Source organism: Priestia sp. 40, from assembly GCF_049368575.1.
GTDB lineage: Bacteria > Bacillota > Bacilli > Bacillales > Bacillaceae_H > Priestia > Priestia zanthoxyli.
Map to the genome: position 1 here is coordinate 612,616 of NZ_JBMPZA010000005.1, position 19,416 is coordinate 632,031.

The window sequence follows — 19,416 nt, forward strand, 5'->3', positions numbered from 1 at the left end:
AAAAAGCGCACAATACCCGAAACGTTTCGGTTTTGCATTATATAAAAACCACTAATTGTGGTTTTTAGCTGTTGATTCTCGAATAATTAGCTTTGTATCAAGATAACGCTCCATATTTGTTTCTTTTCCTTCTAGCATTTCAATTAGTAAATCTGCAGCTTCATAGCCAATCTGATATACTTCCTGTCCTACTGTCGTCAAATTTGGAGATGAATAAGAAGCAAGAACAATATTATCATATCCGACAATCGAAATATCTTTCGGTACGTCAAGGCCAAGTTCTTTGCATGCTTTTAGCGCTCCAAGTGCCATTAAATCACTTGCACAAAAAATAGCGGTGACCTCTTTATATCGATTTAAAAGCTCACAGGCAGCTTTCTCTGCTTTCTTTTCTTCAAAATCCCCGCTTACAACCCACTCAGAACGAAACGACAAACCGCATTCCTTGAGCGCTTCTCTGTATCCGTTGAGACGTTCTTGGCTGACAAATGCGTCTTCATGCCCGTTAATCATCCCAATATGCTGATGGCCAAGACCCGCTAAATGTTCAACTGCCTTTTTAGCTCCCAAGGCATTATCAGTGGTGACATAGCCCACTGAATTAGAATGAACGGGAATATCAACTAAAACACAAGGAATATCACTTTCTACTACTTCTTTTAAATAAAGATCTTCTTTTTTAATACCTTGAATAATTGCCCCGTCCACCCTTCGCTCTCGACAAAGCTGGGTATACGTTTTTTCTCGCTGCATCATCGTGTTTGTATTGAATAAAATCAAATCATAGCCCAAAGTAGATGCTCGCTCATTTACACCGCACAGCACTTCAAATGTAAAATTATCTTTTACGCTTTCTCTGCTGATGCCTGAAACTAGTAGTCCAATAGTCTTTGACTTTTGCATAACCAGTCCTCGAGCTAACGTATTAGGGCTGTAGTTCAGCTCTCTTGCTACGGCTGCAATCTTTTGCCGTGTTTTTTCATTTACATCTGAATAACCGTTTAAAGCCCGAGATACCGTTGTTACAGATACGCCAGCAACTCGCGCTATATCTTTAATCGTTGTCACTCAAAATTCCTCCAAAACGTTTCGGATAACTTTAAATAGATTGTAACGCTTTCATTTATTAAATTCAATACTTTTTTTAATAATCAGTTTACTTTTATCTATTTCTAAAACTTTTGCATATAAAAAAAGCAGCCCTAAAGCTGCTCTTTATTCACAAAGTGGAAATTGAAGTGAAAAGCACGTTTCTTTTCCTTTTATGCTAGACACACTCACTTTTCCCTTCATATAATGAATAATGCTGAAAGATACCATCGTTCCAAGCCCCGTACCTTTTTCTTTTGTTGTAAAATACGGTTCGCCTAACCGGTTGATTTGTTCTTGCGTCATACCGCAGCCCGTATCAATAATATCAACGATAACAGCTCCGCCTTCTTTTCCTACTTTAATAGTTAACGTGCCTCCGTTTTGCATGGCTTCAATACTATTTTTAAATAAGTTAATTAGACACTGCTGAAGCTTTCTTCTTTCTCCCATTACGAAGAACTTCACTTCTTCATCGAATGTAAAATCAATCGCGACTCCGTTCATATTGGCAAGAGGCGTCATAATATGGGTGACGTGATGAATTTCTTCTGATATATTCATTTTTTCATTTCGTTCTGGAGCGGAATTGGCAAACAGCAAGTAATCATCAATGATTTCTTTTGCGCGGTCTAGTTCATTAATGGCAATCGAAATGTAGCGCTTTTTAGCAGGTTCCTTTTCATCTTCTTGCAGCATTTGCATAAACCCTCTGCTTGCAGTTAGAGGATTTCGCACCTCATGAGAGATGCTGGCGGCTAAATGACTGACAATTTCTAGTTTTTCTGCTTTCATTAGGCGCTGCAGCACTAATAAATTTGCCCGTATCGCTTCCCACAGTATGGTAATCACAAACATGCCTGCTACATCTAAAATCGCGAATTGAACCCACACGCTAATAGGAATGCTTGTTACGTGCAAGACAAAAATAGATACAAGCATAGCTAATAAAGAACCGACTACGCTGAGACAGGTACTCACGATAATTCTATTTTTTAATGAGAAATGTAAAAAGTATTTTGTTATAAAAAATAAAGGAATGGATAAAATCGGAAGAGCAATTAATGTTGATAAAAACCCTACATCGTACCCGCCAATTAGCAAGCGCAGCAGTAAAATAAAGACAAAAAGCAAGCTTCCTAGCGGCCAGCCTCCATATAACGTTCCTAAAATATAAGGAATTCTTCGTAAATCCATTCGATAGTCATCCGGGACATAATCTCCGTTAACCGGAAACAAAAGGCAAAAGGTGATAGCTAAAATCGGAAATACCGCGATATAACGATCTTTCCACCAATGAATTTTTTTAGCATACTTGATTAAATAAAACATCTGCACTAAAAACAGCGCCAATAAGATAAATAAAAAATTAATTAACAAATCTTTCGTGACAAAACTCATGCATTCACCGGTCTTTCAAATGAGATAAAAATAAACTCTTTTATTGCATTTACATTTGTAACACAAATTAGAGCGTAATCATAGATAAATAAACGTATTCTATTTACTTTTTTATAACTTCCTATGACTTTATCGTCCGTTCCCTAAAATAGTGAAGGCTAAGAAAACCTTTTCAACTCCACTAAAAATATTCAGAATTTTATTTACATATGAGTTACAATGCTCTATAATCAGATCAATGTACTTGGTTTTGAGAGTAGGAGGACGAAATATGGAACTATCAATTACCTTAATGGGATTATTCGTTGGAACCCTTGTAGGCTTAACGGGGGTTGGAGGTGCCGCTTTATTAACACCTTTACTAATTGTACTCGGCATTAACCCTTCCATTGCCGTAGGAACAGATCTTGTCTACAATTCTATCACAAAATTATTTGGAGTCGCTCAGCACTACAAACAGCGAACCATTAACTTTAAATTAGCAAAATATTTAGCCTTCGGAAGTATTCCGAGCGCTGTGCTGGCTATTGTCACACTTCACGCATTTCCATCTTTTCACGAGCATCAAGAAACGATTATTAAGCACGCTCTTGGATATGTCATGACGCTGGTTGCCATTTCAATTATCTTTCGCGTCTTTTTTGATAAATTCATTCGCCCAAATCGGTTTCAGGAAATGGACTTAAATCAGAAAAAAGGATTAACAATCGGAATTGGCGTAGTCTTTGGATTCATTGTCGGACTAACATCGATTGGTTCGGGCTCATTATTTGCGATTGCGATGCTGTACTTATTTAAGCTAAAAACATCTGAGCTGGTTGGAACTGATATTGCACATGCGTTTCTTCTCGTTACGGTGGCTGGTATTTTAAATGCAAGCTTTGGAAGCGTGGATTACATGTTGACTGCTAACCTATTAACTGGATCTATTCCAGGTGTGTTAATCGGAAGCCGTTTATCGACTAAAGTGCCTTCAAGACCGCTTCAAGCCATTATGGCAACCATCATTCTAATTAGCGGAATTAAATTAATTTAACAAATAAAAGCACATGCCTTTGCATGTGCTTTTTATTAGTTTTTTTAAAGATCTACATTAAAAATAATAATGTTTTAAACCACTTCCCTCCTCTTCTTATACACTTCAACTAATATTTTTATTGAATTTTAGTCAAAGAGACCAATGACACCTTAAACAACCTTACGTTAAAATGTAAAAAAACATAACATCTATTGTAATACCCAAAAAATTGTACGACGAAGGGAGAACACATGACACAAACAGCGGCAAAAAGTAAGCAAAAACCTTTTTATAAAGGTCTTTTCTTTCAAATTATGATGGCAATTGTACTTGGCATAGCCGTAGGATATCTATGGCCAAGCTTCGGGAATGCTGTGAAACCAATTGGAGACGGTTTTATTAAGCTTATCAAAATGCTGATTGCTCCTCTGATTTTTGGAGTAGTCGTTGTCGGAATTGCTAAGGTGGGAAACATTAAAACAGTTGGACGCATCGGCGGAAAAACCATTCTTTATTTTGAAATTGTCACAACATTCGCTCTACTTATCGGTCTATTAGTAGCAAACGTCATGAATCCCGGAACCGGTATGAATGTCGATCCTTCAAGCTTAAGCACAAGCGAAGTGGACGCGAAGACAAATGGCTCCGAACTTCCGAGTGAAGCTGATTTTTTTCTTAACATGATTCCAGACAGTGCAGTTGGTGCGTTTTCAAACAACTCCATGCTTCAAGTGCTTTTAATTTCGTGTTTGTTCGGCATCGCTCTTGTCCATATAGGTGGAAAAACAGCGGAGACTCTTCTACACGTATTAGAAAAAGTAAATGATGTGTTATTTAAAATTATGGGATACATCATGAAGTTAACGGCTCTTGCCACGTTTAGTGCCATGGCATATGCGGTTAGTCAGTACGGTCTTGGAACACTTGCTGCATTTGGAAAGCTTTTTATCGCTATGACAATTGCTTGTCTAGCATTTGTTCTTGTCTTAGCTGCTATTTTACGAATCTATCTGAAGTTAAGTTTATGGAAAGTCATTCTATATATACGAGAAGAAATTATGCTGGCATTTGCTACGGGTTCCACTGAAGCAGTTATGCCGCAGCTCATGGATAAATTTGAACAAGCAGGATGCAACAAAGCAGTCGTTGGCCTTGTTGTGCCTACCGGCTATTCGTTTAATCTAGACGGTGCTTCTATCTACCTGTCTCTTGCTCTTGTCTTTTTAGCACAAGCAACGGGCGTGGACTTGAGCCTGACAGATCAGCTTTTAATGCTTGGTGTTCTTCTTCTTACGTCTAAAGGAATGGCTGGCATTCCAGGATCAGCCTTTGTTGCTCTTTCTGCTACCGCAGCAGCAACCAGATCCATTCCGGTAGCAGCCGTTGCTCTGATGCTCGCTCCTGATCGCTTTATGGGTAATTACCGGACAACGGTCAATATTATTGGCTATGCGGTAGCTGCTTTTGTTATCGCAAGATGGGAAAATTTATTAGACCTACAAAAAGCAAATGATGTGCTGGACGGAAAAATTGCGTATCAGTCCAAAAATGCTGAATTTTCTATTCCAGAGAGTATTCCAGCAGCCAATGAAAAAGCATTTTAATAAAAAAAATTCCTGGCCGAGACAAGTCTATTTTGCTTGTTTTTCGGGCAGGAATTTAATGGTTACATGAAAGGCCTTTTGCTGAAATTTATTTTCTTCGAGTATTTTATATACCATTTGTTTAATCGTTTCTTGCGTTTTGGCATCAGATGAAACGGAAGGCTCCATATACACGTCCAGCTCTACTCTGTCCTTTGAGTAAAGGGAAGAGTTCACGCCCCTTGATTCATAGCCCGCTTCAGTTAAACCGCCGCTGATTTTATGCCAAATATCCAGTTTGTCCATTTGTTTAATAACAGGTTTTGCCTCTTCGTATGCTTGTGCTTGTTCTGTTTTTGACACTTCTTCTTTTTTAATAAAAACTGCATATCCTGAACCTACTACTAAAAACGTCATAATAGCAAATGCTCGCATTCTTTTCATTCTCTCACCTCATTTAGAGATATAGATTATAAATATGCGATCAATTGCTGCAGTATGACGGCTTGTATCTCTACTCTTTTTCTACGATACTCAGCAGTCGTTTAGAACCAGCTTCTACTTCTTCTATCATACTCTCAAACAGCTCTTGTACCGTTGGGATACTGTCAATCAGTCCAATGACTTGTCCTGCCCATCCATAGCCTTCATCAATTTTATTTTCATAAATATACCGGCAGTTTGCTCCTCCGCTAATGACTTCTTTTAGCTCTTCGTACCTGTCTCCTTGCTGTTCACGTTCAATAATGTTAAGGGTGTAGTCAGACTTTAATACGCGTCCAGGCGCTCCAAACGAGCGTTTAATGACCACAGTATCGGTTTCTTTCGCTTCTATAATAGCTTGTTTATACGCATCATGAGCATCTACACATTCTTTTGTCGCAATAAAACGCGTTCCCATCTCAATGCCTTCAGCGCCTAATGATAACGCTGCCAATAATCCTTGTCCGTTTCCAATTCCTCCGCTTGCGAGTACGGGAATTGACACAGCCGCAGCTACTCGAGGAATTAACACCATCGTGCCCAGATCCTCACGCCCGATATGTCCTCCTGCTTCTTGCCCCACCGCCATGACGGCATCTGCTCCTAGCTTCTCAGCTTTTTGAGCTTGACGCACGTTGGCTACAAGTACGAGCGTTTTAATTCCAGTTCCTTTTAATCTTTCAAAAATAGGTGCGGGATTTGCTCCTGTTATTGAAATAACCGGAACACCTTCTTCTACTGCTGCTTCGAGAAGTTCCTTATAAGAGCCTTCCGTTTGACCACCAACGGCAAAATTAACCCCAAAAGGACGAGAAGTTAAAGAACGTACCTTATTAATTTCGGCTCGAAGCTTCTCAGGCGTTCGAAGCGTCATAGCCGTAATTTGTCCAAGTCCTCCAGCATTTGAGACAGCAGCCGCAAGCTCTGCATATGCTAGATATGCTAGACCTCCCTGTACAATTGGATATTGAATTCCTAGTAAATCTGTTACACGAGTTTTCATCTATGTAGCCCCTTTCTTTTTATTTTCTTATTTATGAATACTTATTCATAATCATAACAAGAAAATAACGGATTTCATACGAAAAAATTCCAACATTTCAGTTTGCGTCAACTTTTGACAGGGTACACATTTTGTAATGATTATCCATTGAAGGTCAAGGAGGAAAACAAATATGACAAAAAAGCACCCTGTAAATGAAAAAAGCAAGCAAGAACAGCTCGAACAGTTTAAAACCGATGATCGAAACCAAGCGCTCACAACCAATCAAGGATTAAAGCTTTCTGAAGATGAATTTTCTTTAAAAGCGGGCGAACGTGGTCCAACCCTAATAGAAGACTTTCATTTCCGTGAAAAAATGACGCATTTTGACCACGAGCGCATTCCTGAACGTATCGTTCACGCGCGAGGCTTCGCTGCTCACGGAGAATTTGAGCTGTATGACTCTTTAAGTGAATATACAAAAGCTAAATTTTTACAGGATCCATCTGTAAAGACACCTGTATTTGTCCGCTTTTCTACTGTAGCAGGTTCTAAAGGTTCTGCTGAAACAGTACGTGACGCTCGTGGTTTTGCAACAAAATTTTATACAGAAGAAGGAAACTATGACTTAGTTGGCAATAACATTCCCGTGTTCTTCATCCAAGATGCAATTAAATTCCCAGATTTAATTCATGCTGTTAAGCCTGAGCCTCACAACGAAATGCCGCAGGCGGCTTCAGCACACGATACGTTTTGGGATTTTGTCGCTAATAACCAAGAGTCTGCCCATATGGTCATGTGGACAATGTCAGACCGTGCAATTCCTCGCAGCTTGCGTATGATGGAAGGCTTCGGCGTACATACTTTTCGCTTGGTTAATGCAGAAGGAAAAGCTCATTTTGTCAAATTCCACTGGAAGCCTGTACTCGGAACGCATTCCCTCGTTTGGGACGAAGCTCAAACCATTTCTGGGAAAGACCCGGATTTTCATCGCCGCGACTTATGGGAGTCAATTGAAAACGGAGACTACCCTGAGTATGAGCTAGGCATTCAAATCATAGCTGAAGAAGATGAATTCAAGTTCGACTTTGACATTCTCGATCCAACTAAGCTTTGGCCAGAAGAAGACATTCCCGTCAAATTGGTTGGAAAAATGACCTTAAATCGAAATGTAGACAACGTATTTGCCGAAACGGAACAAGTCGCATTCCATCCGGGGCATGTAGTACCGGGAATTGATTTTTCCAATGATCCTCTCTTACAAGGAAGATTGTTTTCATACACGGATACCCAGCTTATTCGTCTTGGTGGTCCGAATTTCCACGAACTTCCAATCAACCGTCCAGTGTGCCCGTTTCATAACAATCAACGAGACGGTTACGGACGTCAAACGATTAACAAAGGGCCTGTCAGCTATCACAGAAACTCTCTTGCAGCCAATACTCCGGCTCCTGTCCCAGAGTCAGAGGGCGGTTATGCTCACTATCAAGAAAAAGTGGAAGGAAGAAAAGTTCGAAGCCGCAGCGAAAGTTTTAAAGACCACTTTTCACAGGCAACGCTATTTTGGAATAGCATGAGCGACCCAGAAAAAGAGCATATTATCAGTGCTTTCAGCTTTGAACTTGGAAAAGTGAAAAGCAAGTCTGTTCAACAGCAGGTCGTTGATATGTTTGCCAACGTCAGTACAGTGCTAGCTAAACAAGTAGCACAAGCGATTGGTGCAACGCCTCCATCGGGCGAAGACGCGCCAGTGACCAAGTCATCTCCCGCTCTTAGTCAAGAACAGACGATTAAAAAGCCACATACGCGTAAAGTAGCTGTCATTGTACCTAATGACTTTAGCAGCGACCTACCACAAGTGTTAAACAGTTTAAAACAACAAGGCATTCAGCCTGAAATTGTAAGCACAACCCTCCAAAACGTAAAAGGAACAGACGGGTCAGAACTTGAAGTACAGCACACGTTCTTAACAAGTGATTCTGTCTTATTCGATGCGGTTTATGTTGTCGGAAGTTCGTCAGCTGATGAGAAGTTTCGTAAAGAAGCACTGACGTTTGCTCAAGAAGCATTCGAGCATTTTAAACCAATTGGCGCGACGGATGAAGGTGTTAAGTGGCTAAAAGCTGCTGGATTAGATAGTAGTCCCGGTGTCGTAACTGGAGAAACTACACGCTTTACAGATGAATTTGTTGAAGCTGTTTCAGCTCACCGCCACTGGAATCGTCACGTTATATAAATACAAAAGCCTTTGAAATCGTTGATTTCAAAGGCTTTTTTTTATTAAACTGATTTTCTAAATGCCATAACGTGCAAATCTTTTACCGGATAAAAATCGTTATCAGGAAAGCGAACGTAACCTCTTTTAGTGTACAGCTTAATGGCATGTTCCATTGAATGATCTGTATGTAAACCTAAATAAGAACACCCTAGCTCCCGAGATTTTTTTTCACACGCTTCAAGAAGTGCATTGGCCACTCCTTTTCGGCGATGAGACGGAGCAACTGCCAGCAGACGAATTTCAGCCCATGGAAACGGCTTTAACAACCCTCCATATACATCCGTATTCGGCGGATAAAACAAAACGCTTCCTGCCATTTCTCCATCAATTTCAGCTACAATGCACTCAAATTTCTTTTCTTCACTCAGGGTATGTAAAATTCCCTTTCGATATCTTTTCCAGTGTGCTTCTGATTTTACAGCTGCATATTGCTCATAAGCAGCAAGCGTCACTGTTTCAATAGATGCTGTTTCTTCTTCTCTAGCTTTTCGAACGATCAATTTCTTCTCCTCCATTTACCTTCTTCGTTAGTTCTTATTGTCTATGGTGAACCATGTTTATGCAACACATTTGCATCTTAAAACAGCTTCCTTTGCATATATTTAATCCGTTCATTATGGTTTCTGAAGCGGTCTTTGTGCTGAAACTCTGCTTGTCTTCATATACATATAAAGAGATTCATAGACAAGGATGAGACAGCATGTACAAAAAATTGATTGCCATAGGAATTGGCAGTGTATTTATTAGTATTGGAATTAACGTTTTTATTCTTCCGCTTCAGCTTGTAACAGGAGGCATTACGGGAATTAGCTTAATCCTTAATTATTTACTTGGCTATAAAGTAGGCGTTATGATTTTTTGCTTAAACTTTCCCATTTACCTTCTGGCACTAGGTTTTAACCGCTCTTATTTTTTAAATGCTATCTATGGCATGGTTCTCTCAGCTGTTATGATTGATTTGCTGTTTCCACTTCACGGAATTTTTCACCTTCCCATTATCTTAAGCGCTTGCTTTGGAGGTGTTTTTAACGGAATCGGAACCGGCATCATGCTCCGGCAGCACGCAAGTCAAGGGGGAGTCGACTTATTTTCTCTGATACTTGCGAAATGGTTATCTTTAAACCCCGGCATCATCATTTTAGTAATCGACGCTTCTATTATTATTTCAGGTATTTTACTGCTTCAAAACGATACAGCTATTTATTCATTATTCATTGTTGTATGCTCCGGTATAGTGACCAGTCTCATTACGTCATTCAAGCGCATCATCGTCTATGTGTAAGGAAAAAGCCTCGAGATATCCGTCTCGAGGCTTTTCTTTATTTTTTATTTAAGAATTCTTGCAGCGCTTCTTTATTTTTATCTAAATCAATATCAAGCACCATACCAACACCGCTATACGTTCTGTTTTCAAATGATCCGTCTAATGGCAATCGCAAGCTTTGAACATCTTTCATCTTTCCTGTTACGACATCTTTAGCCAACAGCATCATGCTTTTTGTATCTAAATTTGTATCGATGTAAGGATCCATTACGCCCAGAAGCTTCGGTATTTTAAACACGCTGTTTAGGCTTGCTACTTCATCTTTGAGCTTTAAAACGACTTCTTGCTGGCGCTGAACGCGTCCAAAATCACTCATGTTATCATGGCGAAAACGTACGTAGCCAAGCAACTGTTCACCGTGTAAAACTTGGGTACCTTTGTGAAGCGTCATACCAATTCCCGAAGACATATCGTGAGGCACGGTTACTTCAATGCCATTGGGCGCAATCGTATCTACAATTTTTGAAAATCCTTCAAAGTCCACAACTGCATAATAGTTAATGTCGATATCAAAATTTTGTTTGATCGTTTGACGCAGCAGCTCAGGACCTCCAAATGCGTAGGCAGCGTTCAGTTTTTGCTTGCCGTGTCCTGGAATATCCACATACATATCCCTCATAAGTGAAACAATTTTTGGATGCTTGCTTTTAGAATCGTAGTGAGCAATTAAAATAGAATCTGTACGAGAATGCTTTTCCCCGCGTGAGTCACTTCCTAACAGCAGCATATTTACTTCTCCGTTATTTGGGAGACTGCCTTGAAACTGCTCAAATGTCGTACCGTCATCTGCATATTTACCATCGCTCGCCATCGATAGCCCTTGCCTATATTGGAAATAGCTGTATATACCTCCAACGATGAGAAAAAGGAACAACAAAGCAAAGAACACTCTGCCCCATCGAATTCTTCTTCTTCTTTTGCGTCTTGTTTGCTCCACGTTTCTGTCACCAGCTTTCTTTTTCAATGAAGTTCTCATAAAACAAGCAAGTAGCTAAGCTTTTAAAAAGCTCCTCTACTTGCTTGTTTGGATTGTATGGTGTGAAAGCTTACATTACTTTTCTGTTTCCTGGTCTTTTCCATACATGTATTTTGAAGGATCGACCGGTTTAAAGTCATCTAATTTATTAAATCGTAATAAATCACCGTATAACACTTTATCAGAAAGTTCTAGTTCTCTTCCAACTTTCTTTTTATAAGCTTTCGCTTCGTCTGTTGCTGTAATTCGTTCTCCTGTGTTTGTATCGTAATACTTGCCGTCAATTGACGTGTATTTCGGAGAAACATAATCACCATTTCTAAATGCTACTACCTGATCATGGTCTTTTGATAATAAATCTGTACCGAATTGAACATACTCTTTACTGTCAATTCCCACTAAGTGAAGAAGTGTAGGCACTACGTCAATTTCACCGCCGTACGTATGGTTCACTCCACCTTTTACACCTGGTACGTGAAGGAAGAACGGTACACGTTGAAGCTGAGCATTTTTATATGGCGTAATTTTCTCCCCAAGAACTTTTTCCATTGCTTTGTTATGATTTTCAGAAATACCGTAGTGGTCACCGTAAATCATAATAACTGAGTTGTCATATAAGCCTGACGCTTTTAGCTCTGTAAAGAATTCTTGAAGTGATTCATCCAAATAACGAGCCGTTTGGAAATAACGGTCTACCGTTCCATCTCCTGTGTTTGCCGGCTCAATGCTAGCATCGCCTTTATCAAGAACGAATGGGAAATGGTTTGTTAATGTAATCATATGCGCATAGAACGGCTGCTTCAATGACTGTAGCATTGGCATAGATTCTTTGAAGAATGGCTTATCTTTTAATCCATAGTTTACTTTGTTATCACCAGTCATATTGTAATAACTTGCATCAAAGAATTTATCCACACCGAACTGCTTATAAATTTCATTACGGTTCCAGAACGTTTTATAATCTCCGTGTAACACAGCACTTGTATAGCCGCCCTCTTGATCTAAGATTGCTGGCGCTGCTTGGTACGTGTTGCGGCCTTTTAAGCTAAATGCTGATCCTTGAGGCAAGCCGTATAATGACGTATCCATCATAAGCTCTGCATCAGCTGTTTTACCTTGTCCTGTTTGATGGAAGAAGTTATCAAAATACATAAATTCATTTCCATTTGCTAATGAGTTTAAAAACGGCGTTACTTCTTGCCCGTTTAACTTATAGTTAATCAGGAATGACTGAAATGATTCTAGATGAATTTTAATAATGTTTTTTCCTTTTGCTTTACCGGCATACTCAATATTTGGAGCTGCATAGTGACTTGTACTGAAGTTTTTCACTGTTGTTAAGTCATCACTGCTTGCGAATGCTCGCTGCTTTGAGTTTTGAAACGTTTGAACCGCATCATACACCGTGTAGTTGTATGCTCCTAAATATTTAACTAGGTAGTTGCGATCAAATGTTCTTGTTAATAATTCAGGGCGATCTTTTTCAGCATAGTGCAAGTTAATTGCAAAAGCGATAGCTCCTGCCGCTAACACCATGAACGTATAGCGGAATTTAAGGCGTGCTTTTGGCCATTCGATTTTTCGAACAAACAATAGCGCAATCAGTAAAATGATATCTACAAAATAGAAAATATCGTGAACTTTTACTAAGTCAGCGATACTGCCTCCTAAATGACCCACATTGCTTGTTTGCGTTAAAGTAGGCAATGTAACGAAGTCATTGAAGAATCGATAATATAAAATATTGCTGTACAAAATGACCGTCATGATTGTACTAAGGATAAGCGTCCAAACGATGGATCTTTTTCCTTTTGCAAACAATGCTAACCCTAAAAAGATCAAAGTTGAACTAATTGGATTAATAAACAATAACGTTTTTTGCATTGAGTCACTTATATCTAAGTTGAACTCCACTTTGTAAGACATGTAAGACTTGATCCACATGAATAAAACCGCTATAAAAAAGTAAAACAACGGCTTTGAAAATAGTTTTTTCATTTTCAAATTCCTTTCACTAAAAAGTAGAGATTTCATGTTCAGCTAACCTCAGGAAAGTCCCCTACATTAAATCGTAACGGTTACGTCCTGCAAAAGATTACCTGAAAATGATTCAATTTGTCAAACAATATCATCTTCATCTCTTTTTTTAGTCATCTACAAAATTTACATTTTAACTTGTAATCTCTTATTTTTTATCATGATGTTAATATTACACAATTGTTAATTTGTAAATTTTGTTCTCCCTATATTGCATACATATTAATTTACCACATTTCTGCTCTGCAATAAAAGTATTTTTATTTTATTAGGCATAATATTTCACTTACTGAATGAAAAGGTACTATTGTACTGGACGGTATTCTTCGCTTACTGTTAGGACTAGTAAAAATAGACTTATCTATGCTTAGTCTTTATCTTCATCAACAGCTATGCGGTCTCCTTGTGCAAAGGGCTGTGAAATAACAAGAAACTCAATCTCTTCACTCGAACGATTCATCATTTGATGAAGAATGGACGGAAGCACTTCTATTCCTTCATGTGCTTTTACATCATAAATAATTCCGTCTACTTCTAGAGAAGCTGTTCCTTTTAATACAAAGAAAAATTGCTGTGCTTTTGAGTGATAATGTCTTACCTCTTCCGTATAAGGAGGCATACGCTCATGAATAATACTTACGTCTTTATTTTTCACTAAATGCCACCCGTCACAATTTCCTCCCCACACGTAGTGTTCTGCGTTTTGCTTACTGACTTTCATGACTAGCTCCCCTTTATTTTAATGAACGAACACCTACGAAAGTTCTATATGCTTTTTTGAACTTTCGTATTGGAAATATTTTTTTTTGATGATGGTTTTCGCTTTAAGGTAAAAATCATGCCTAAAAAGATTAAAACAATGCCTGCAAGCTGAAGAATCGTTGGGCGAAACCCTGTGAATGCTGTATCTAATAAAATAGCAACGGCTGGATCTAAAAACACTAGAACTGAAATCACCTGAGTTTTTAAATAGCGCAGGCTGTCAAAAAACAAATAATACACTAAACCAGTATGTACAAAGCCCGTTACTAAAATAGCTGTCCAGTTGGCCGTTGTCAGGAAATGAAAATTATTAAAATGAACAAATGGCAATAATAGAAAGATTCCTAAAAAAGTCTGAAGAAATGTAACAGCATAAGCGCTCGTATGAATAATTCCTTTTCCGAGCAGCGTCGTGCATGCATAAAACAAAGCGGCTAAAAGCGCCCAGAGTATTCCTGACGACATGAAGCCATCAATCGTAAGTTCCTTCACCCCAATAATCAGAAGTGTTCCTATAAAACAAATGAAGATAGACATAACGCCAAGAACCGTTAATTTCTCCTTAAACATAAAGCTTCCCAGAAGCAATACTAAAACGGGCGCAAGATGATAAATAGAAATAGCTACCGTAACGGACATCATTTCAAATGCTTTAAATAGAAACACCCAGTTAAACACAAGAAATATTCCGCACAGTAAAATCTGCTTTATTTCTTTGGCATTCCATTTTTCCCTTTTATATTCACCCGTTACAAACCAGCACATTCCGAGAAAAAGCGTTGCACAAATACAGCGAACAAATACTAAATCAAAAGAAGGCAGTCCAGTTTGTGTGGAGAAAAAACCAATTGAACCAAAAATACTCATTGAAACCATCATCTTTACCGTTGGGCCTGCTTTCATTGTTTCACCTCACTTTCAGAAAACTATTACTATTCAAACACAAAGAAGTTCATTTGTAAATTAATGGTTCAAAATCGTTATTCTATAAAAAAGCAAAAAGCGCAAAGACACGGGATCAGTCCCATCGTCTTTGCGCTTTTCTGTCTTTCTTTTAATCTTCAACCGGGAACCAGCCTGGCGTGTTAATAACGGCTTGCCACAGCGGGTCAGGAATCACAAGCTTTTCCTGATCTTTTTTGCTTAATGTTGTCACAATTTCATTTTCGCGGCCTTCTTTGACTTTTTGAACCCAGTCTGGATCCATAATTAATTCACGGCCAATGGCAAGCAGTGGAATACCCGTTTCAAGAGCTGCTGCTGCTTCGTCTGCTGTATGAATAGAACCTACGCCCATCACAGGAACGCGACTTCCTACTTGCTCTTGAATAATTTCAATACGTGAACGAGTATCTTCCACGCCTCGGCGCGGTTTTGACCAGAATTCCATTAGCGATACGTGAAGGTAATCAAGGTCTTTTTCTGCTAGTGCATCAACTAACTTCAACGTATCAGCCATTGTAATTCCAGGCGTTTCAGGCTCTTCTGGCGAGAAGCGATAGCCTACTAAAAATGGCTCTTTTGCATGTTTAGAAACGGCTTGTTTTACTTCGTCTACGATTGCTAGTGGGAATGTTAAACGTTTTTCTACGCTGCCACCCCATTTATCTTCGCGACGATTAGAATGTGGAGAAAAGAACTGCTGAATTAAATAATTATTTGCTCCGTGAATTTCCACTCCGTCAAATCCTGCTTCAATGGCACGGCGCGTCATTTCACCAAAATCGTGGATAATGCCTTCGATTTCTTCATTTGTTAACTCTCGAGGCACCGGTGCTCCTTCTTGTTCTGCGGCAACAGCGCTTGCGCTAACAATATCCCCATTTGGAACAAGCTCAGGCGGGCACATGCGGCCTCCGTGGAAAATTTGAAGAACTGCTTTTGCCCCTTGATCTTTAATTGCTGTTGCTAAACGGCTCAGGCTAGGAATCATTTCATCGCTGTCTGCAGCAAACTCTCCGTGAAATCCTTTTCCATTCGGCGTTCCGTATGTACATGCTGTAATGACCATGCTAACACCTTTTGAACGTCGTACATAGTAGTCTACTTCTGCATTTGATACTGTTCCATCTTCATTTGATGAAAAATTTGTCATAGGCGCAAGAATAACGCGGTTATCTAATTTGATGCCATTTGAAAAAGTAAATGGCTGTAAAAGCGGCTCATACTTTTTATTTGTCATTTTATTTCCCTCCAAAAATGATACGGTCAAAAATAGTGGCATATTATAGGTAGAAACTATTTCCTTCCTATAATATGTGTCATTTAAAACTGTAACTTTAAAATATACTGTGATTTTAATCTGTACAGTTTTACCTGTCAAAGAATAAGACTTTCTCATATAAAAAAAGCACTCATACACTGAGTGCTTTTTTATCATTGCGAAAGAGGTTCCTGATTATACATAAATGATTTTACTTTTACATATTGAGCTTCTAACTCTTGAAGTGTCAGTTCGTATAGGTGCCGATTCCCTTTTTTATAAATACCAAAATTTAATAGCGCATTAATAAACCAATTTTTCTTATGTTCCGTTTCAGGCTGTGTGTGTTGTTTCACGATTTCCACCACCTAAGTTTATCTCATTTTAATTTTGCAAAGCATTCGCTTTTACATAAATGATTTTACTTCTGTACAATGAAAAAACGGTGAAATAGAAAGATTTTTTATTTTAAATTTCCGCAGCAGGACCCGTTATTTTTTTACGTCTCTTCACACCTGTTAATATTTTTTCAATATAATAAATAACAATAATAAAAACTGACATAATAGCAAAATAAGTACCGATTACAACAAAAGGATTTGGACTTTCAAAACCGCCTTCTTTTCCTTTCATCCCTCTTTCAAAACCTCCGCCATCGTGATCAAAGTTTGGACGTTCGTGACCAGCAGATGCCGTCGCAGAAGATTTGTTCTCGCTAAATGAATGGCGATCAAAATCCGGCTTCCCACCTCCTTTTTGCGGCATATCTGAGGAACTTACATTCAGCACTCTCGCTACTCCTCCAAGTTTTCCAAGAAAACCCGTTTCATTTATTTCGTATATGCCAATGACTAACAGCGCAGCGGTTGTGAGCTTAGCTGCTATGCCCAAGCTTTTCTTTGACTTTTTGAATTTCGTTATATTTTTACATACATTTATAACCCATTGCCAATGAAGACCTATGTGAGCGGCTACTAAAATTAACACTAAAAATGATACAGAAATATGCGAAACCTTAAACCACTGTTCGTTCCCAACATTAATATTTGGAAATACTACTCTTGAAATAAAAATACCGCTAATCATAATAAATGACATCGTAATCAACAGCATGATATTTAAAAAGTAACCGAACTTTGTTCTGCGCGGAAGCTTTCGATCAAATAATTTAACCGTAACTTTCTTTACCCACTGCCAGTTTAATAGCACATGGGTAAAAAAGGCGACGGCAATCGCTAGCCCCGCAATTTCATGAAACGTTAACCCTCCCAATACTTGCTTGTTAAAAAACAAAACAAACGTAACGGCCATTAAAAGATCCAGTCCAAACCGGACGTACATCATCTTTTTCACTCTATTCATTCTCCTCACCTATGTATTTGTCAAAACAACTCCTTTTTCATATTTCTTAATGTAAGCAGAGTTGGTGAAAATTAGGTGAAACGACTGATTTTTTTACCAAAATAACCAGTCCTGAGTTCTATAAAAGTAGAGTGAAATCATTTTTACTTTTTCAAAAATAGCTGTTGACAAAGAAAAAAGAAGCACGTATAGTAATGGTTATTCATCAAGAACTTTCAGATTTTAATCAAAAACACAGCGATTGGGAGTAGTAAAAGCTTATTATTCGGTCAAGAGAGCTACGGGTTGGTGTAACGTAGTCCAATAATACTTTGAACTCGCCCAGGAGTGGTAATTCAGAAAGAATGCAGAAGTGTTCTCTAAGTTTTAACGTCTAACCTTCGTTATCAGGTTTTAAGCAGGGTTCTTTAAGAGCCAACAAGAGTGGTACCGCGGTTAGCTAAAGCTTATCGTCTCTTCTCTCATTTGATAATGAGGTAGGAGACGATAAGCTTTTTTTATTTTATAAAAAAGTGGAGGGAAAAGTCATGAAGAAGGACAACCAAGGTTTGCAGCGAACAATGACTTCACGTCATATTATGATGATGGCGCTAGGTGGAGCAATTGGCGCTGGTTTATTTAAAGGAAGCAGCTCAGCTATTGATATGGCAGGACCATCAGTTATCATTGCCTATTTAATTGGCGGAATTATTTTACTATTCATCATGCAAGGTCTTGCTGAAATGGCGGTTCGAAATAGTGAAGCACGAACGTTTCGTGATTTAGTTCAGTCGATTTTAGGAAGCTATCCCGCATACTTTTTGGACTGGATTTACTGGAAAATGTGGGTGTTAAACATTGCAGCTGAAGCCGTTGTAGCCGCTATTTTTATTCAGTACTGGCTTCCTGATTATCCAATTTGGATGCTTGCTTTAGGTGTATCCGTTATTGTCACAGTCATTAATTTGCTTTCAGTTAAAGCATTTGCTGAAACGGAATACTGGTTAGCTTTGATTAAAATTACGGTTATTGTGATCTTTATCATCGCTGGACTTCTGTTACTATTTGTATCATTTGGTCACCATACCGCATCGGGTTTTTCAAATTTAAGCGATCACGGCGGTTTCTTCCCTAAAGGACCAACTGGGTTAATTACGGCGATGCTAGTTGTCATCTACTCTTACGGTGGAACTGAAATCATCGGGGTAACGCTAGCTGAAACAAAAAACCCTGAAAAAGTAGTACCTAAAGCCGTGCGCAGCACATTAACGCGCATCATTGCTTTTTATCTGTTCCCGTTTTTTATCATCGTGAGCTTAATTCCGTGGAATGAAGTGAACGGCGTTTCTCAAAGTCCTTTTGTGATGGTATTTAAAATGATCGGAATTCCCGGAGCAGATCATATTATGAATGCCGTGATCTTGCTAGCCGTTATTTCTTCCATGAACTCAGGACTTTACGGTTCATCACGTATTTTATATACGCAAGCAGTAGACGGTCGAGTGCCAAAGATATTTTCAAAACTTTCTGTTAACAAAGTTCCTGTCTATGCAATTTTAATGTGTACATCATCCCTTTATGTCGGCGTGTTGATTTCTTTGTTTGCAGGAAGTAAAACATTTGATTATTTGATGGGATCCCTAGGATATACGGTATTGTTTATTTGGTTGATTATTGCGATCGCACACTTAAAATCCCGCAAAGTTCAGCCAGAAGCACCGAGCAGCTACTCTGTTAAATGGTTTCCTTATACGACGTGGGCTGCCCTAATTGCACTAAGCGCTATTTTAATTGGTGTTATCTGCACAACCTCCGTTGTTATTACGACTATTACACTAGCTATCTATTTATTTATTACAGCTACGTATATCTTTAAAGGCCGCTTTTATCGATCATCAGTAGTCAAGCACGCTAAATAAAAAAACGCCTCCTTTGAGTC

At 38.8% G+C, this 19,416-nt stretch carries 17 protein-coding genes and 1 other annotated feature; of the genes, 5 read left to right on the plus strand and 12 right to left on the minus strand.

The annotated features are described in order from the left end of the window. Nucleotides 1-51 precede the first annotated feature (51 nt). Both ACO1DI_RS04265 and ACO1DI_RS04270 read right to left on the minus strand, forming a co-directional pair. Nucleotides 52-1,068, minus strand: coding sequence for a LacI family DNA-binding transcriptional regulator (locus tag ACO1DI_RS04265; protein ID WP_140451054.1), 1,017 nt, complete (start codon nt 1,066-1,068; stop codon nt 52-54). Between the two features lie 147 nt (nt 1,069-1,215). Beyond that, on the minus strand, nt 1,216-2,490 hold the full coding sequence (locus ACO1DI_RS04270; protein ID WP_014458639.1) for an ATP-binding protein: 1,275 nt from the start codon (nt 2,488-2,490) through the stop codon (nt 1,216-1,218). A gap of 271 nt (nt 2,491-2,761) precedes the next feature. On the opposite strand from ACO1DI_RS04270, the gene ACO1DI_RS04275 reads away from it, so the two are divergent. Together ACO1DI_RS04275 and ACO1DI_RS04280 are read left to right on the plus strand one after the other, a co-directional pair. Beyond that, complete coding sequence (locus ACO1DI_RS04275; RefSeq protein ID WP_013058623.1) at nt 2,762-3,526, plus strand: sulfite exporter TauE/SafE family protein; 765 nt, start codon at nt 2,762-2,764, stop codon at nt 3,524-3,526. A 233-nt stretch (nt 3,527-3,759) separates the two neighbouring features. Next, complete coding sequence (locus ACO1DI_RS04280; RefSeq protein WP_423145118.1) at nt 3,760-5,112, plus strand: cation:dicarboxylate symporter family transporter; 1,353 nt, start codon at nt 3,760-3,762, stop codon at nt 5,110-5,112. Between the two features lie 27 nt (nt 5,113-5,139). Here ACO1DI_RS04280 and ACO1DI_RS04285 read toward each other — a convergent pair whose 3' ends face one another. Together ACO1DI_RS04285 and ACO1DI_RS04290 are read right to left on the minus strand one after the other, a co-directional pair. Continuing rightward, nucleotides 5,140-5,535 (minus strand): hypothetical protein, encoded by a 396-nt coding sequence (locus ACO1DI_RS04285; protein ID WP_014458637.1) that lies wholly within the window; start codon nt 5,533-5,535, stop codon nt 5,140-5,142. A gap of 70 nt (nt 5,536-5,605) precedes the next feature. Continuing rightward, the gene (locus ACO1DI_RS04290) at nt 5,606-6,577 is read right to left on the minus strand and encodes an NAD(P)H-dependent flavin oxidoreductase (RefSeq protein ID WP_140451052.1); all 972 of its coding nucleotides are present in this window, start codon (nt 6,575-6,577) and stop codon (nt 5,606-5,608) included. A gap of 172 nt (nt 6,578-6,749) precedes the next feature. Here ACO1DI_RS04290 and ACO1DI_RS04295 point away from each other — a divergent pair, with 172 nt between their 5' ends. Continuing rightward, nucleotides 6,750-8,792: a catalase gene (locus ACO1DI_RS04295; RefSeq protein WP_115654751.1), complete on the plus strand. Its 2,043-nt coding sequence runs from the start codon at nt 6,750-6,752 to the stop codon at nt 8,790-8,792. Nucleotides 8,793-8,836: 44 nt separating this feature from the next. Here ACO1DI_RS04295 and ACO1DI_RS04300 read toward each other — a convergent pair whose 3' ends face one another. Further along, nucleotides 8,837-9,334: a GNAT family N-acetyltransferase gene (locus tag ACO1DI_RS04300; protein WP_115654752.1), complete on the minus strand. Its 498-nt coding sequence runs from the start codon at nt 9,332-9,334 to the stop codon at nt 8,837-8,839. Nucleotides 9,335-9,534: 200 nt separating this feature from the next. Here ACO1DI_RS04300 and ACO1DI_RS04305 point away from each other — a divergent pair, with 200 nt between their 5' ends. Beyond that, nucleotides 9,535-10,116 (plus strand): YitT family protein, encoded by a 582-nt coding sequence (locus ACO1DI_RS04305; RefSeq protein WP_140451051.1) that lies wholly within the window; start codon nt 9,535-9,537, stop codon nt 10,114-10,116. A gap of 37 nt (nt 10,117-10,153) precedes the next feature. Here the strand turns inward: ACO1DI_RS04305 and ACO1DI_RS04310 are convergent, their stop codons facing one another. From ACO1DI_RS04310 to ACO1DI_RS04340, 7 genes are all read right to left on the minus strand, one after another. After that, complete coding sequence (locus ACO1DI_RS04310; protein WP_423145119.1) at nt 10,154-11,134, minus strand: LCP family protein; 981 nt, start codon at nt 11,132-11,134, stop codon at nt 10,154-10,156. Nucleotides 11,135-11,209: 75 nt separating this feature from the next. Beyond that, nucleotides 11,210-13,132, minus strand: a complete 1,923-nt coding sequence (locus ACO1DI_RS04315; protein WP_116739398.1) for an LTA synthase family protein — start codon at nt 13,130-13,132, stop codon at nt 11,210-11,212. A gap of 406 nt (nt 13,133-13,538) precedes the next feature. Beyond that, entirely contained in the window at nt 13,539-13,892 is a 354-nt protein-coding gene (locus ACO1DI_RS04320) for a cupin domain-containing protein (RefSeq protein WP_140451049.1), read from the minus strand. A 44-nt stretch (nt 13,893-13,936) separates the two neighbouring features. Next, the gene (locus tag ACO1DI_RS04325; protein WP_115654754.1) at nt 13,937-14,836 is read right to left on the minus strand and encodes a DMT family transporter; all 900 of its coding nucleotides are present in this window, start codon (nt 14,834-14,836) and stop codon (nt 13,937-13,939) included. Between the two features lie 151 nt (nt 14,837-14,987). After that, a complete protein-coding gene (locus ACO1DI_RS04330; RefSeq protein WP_423145120.1) occupies nt 14,988-16,115 on the minus strand; it encodes an NADH-dependent flavin oxidoreductase in 1,128 nt (375 codons plus the stop codon). 194 nt (nt 16,116-16,309) lie between these two features. Continuing rightward, nucleotides 16,310-16,495 carry a Fur-regulated basic protein FbpA gene (locus tag ACO1DI_RS04335; protein ID WP_033580328.1) on the minus strand — a complete coding sequence of 62 codons (186 nt, stop codon included), beginning with the start codon at nt 16,493-16,495 and terminating at the stop codon, nt 16,310-16,312. Between the two features lie 109 nt (nt 16,496-16,604). After that, complete coding sequence (locus ACO1DI_RS04340) at nt 16,605-17,489, minus strand: DUF4405 domain-containing protein (protein ID WP_115654756.1); 885 nt, start codon at nt 17,487-17,489, stop codon at nt 16,605-16,607. Between the two features lie 237 nt (nt 17,490-17,726). Next, nucleotides 17,727-17,958, plus strand: a binding site (T-box leader). Between the two features lie 67 nt (nt 17,959-18,025). Between ACO1DI_RS04340 and ACO1DI_RS04345 the strand changes: the two genes are divergently transcribed. After that, nucleotides 18,026-19,396 (plus strand): amino acid permease, encoded by a 1,371-nt coding sequence (locus tag ACO1DI_RS04345; RefSeq protein WP_014458625.1) that lies wholly within the window; start codon nt 18,026-18,028, stop codon nt 19,394-19,396. The last annotated feature ends 20 nt before the right edge of the window (nt 19,397-19,416 follow it).

Coding starts and splice junctions, on each gene's coding strand:
- ACO1DI_RS04330 (WP_423145120.1), bottom strand. CDS start 16,115: ATGACAAATAAAAAGTATGAGCCGCTTTTACAGCCATTTACTTTTTCA.
- ACO1DI_RS04285 (WP_014458637.1), bottom strand. CDS start 5,535: ATGAAAAGAATGCGAGCATTTGCTATTATGACGTTTTTAGTAGTAGGT.
- ACO1DI_RS04275 (WP_013058623.1), top strand. CDS start 2,762: ATGGAACTATCAATTACCTTAATGGGATTATTCGTTGGAACCCTTGTA.
- ACO1DI_RS04325 (WP_115654754.1), bottom strand. CDS start 14,836: ATGAAAGCAGGCCCAACGGTAAAGATGATGGTTTCAATGAGTATTTTT.
- ACO1DI_RS04270 (WP_014458639.1), bottom strand. CDS start 2,490: ATGAGTTTTGTCACGAAAGATTTGTTAATTAATTTTTTATTTATCTTA.
- ACO1DI_RS04305 (WP_140451051.1), top strand. CDS start 9,535: ATGTACAAAAAATTGATTGCCATAGGAATTGGCAGTGTATTTATTAGT.
- ACO1DI_RS04295 (WP_115654751.1), top strand. CDS start 6,750: ATGACAAAAAAGCACCCTGTAAATGAAAAAAGCAAGCAAGAACAGCTC.
- ACO1DI_RS04280 (WP_423145118.1), top strand. CDS start 3,760: ATGACACAAACAGCGGCAAAAAGTAAGCAAAAACCTTTTTATAAAGGT.
- ACO1DI_RS04320 (WP_140451049.1), bottom strand. CDS start 13,892: ATGAAAGTCAGTAAGCAAAACGCAGAACACTACGTGTGGGGAGGAAAT.
- ACO1DI_RS04315 (WP_116739398.1), bottom strand. CDS start 13,132: ATGAAAAAACTATTTTCAAAGCCGTTGTTTTACTTTTTTATAGCGGTT.
- ACO1DI_RS04310 (WP_423145119.1), bottom strand. CDS start 11,134: ATGAGAACTTCATTGAAAAAGAAAGCTGGTGACAGAAACGTGGAGCAA.
- ACO1DI_RS04345 (WP_014458625.1), top strand. CDS start 18,026: ATGAAGAAGGACAACCAAGGTTTGCAGCGAACAATGACTTCACGTCAT.
- ACO1DI_RS04290 (WP_140451052.1), bottom strand. CDS start 6,577: ATGAAAACTCGTGTAACAGATTTACTAGGAATTCAATATCCAATTGTA.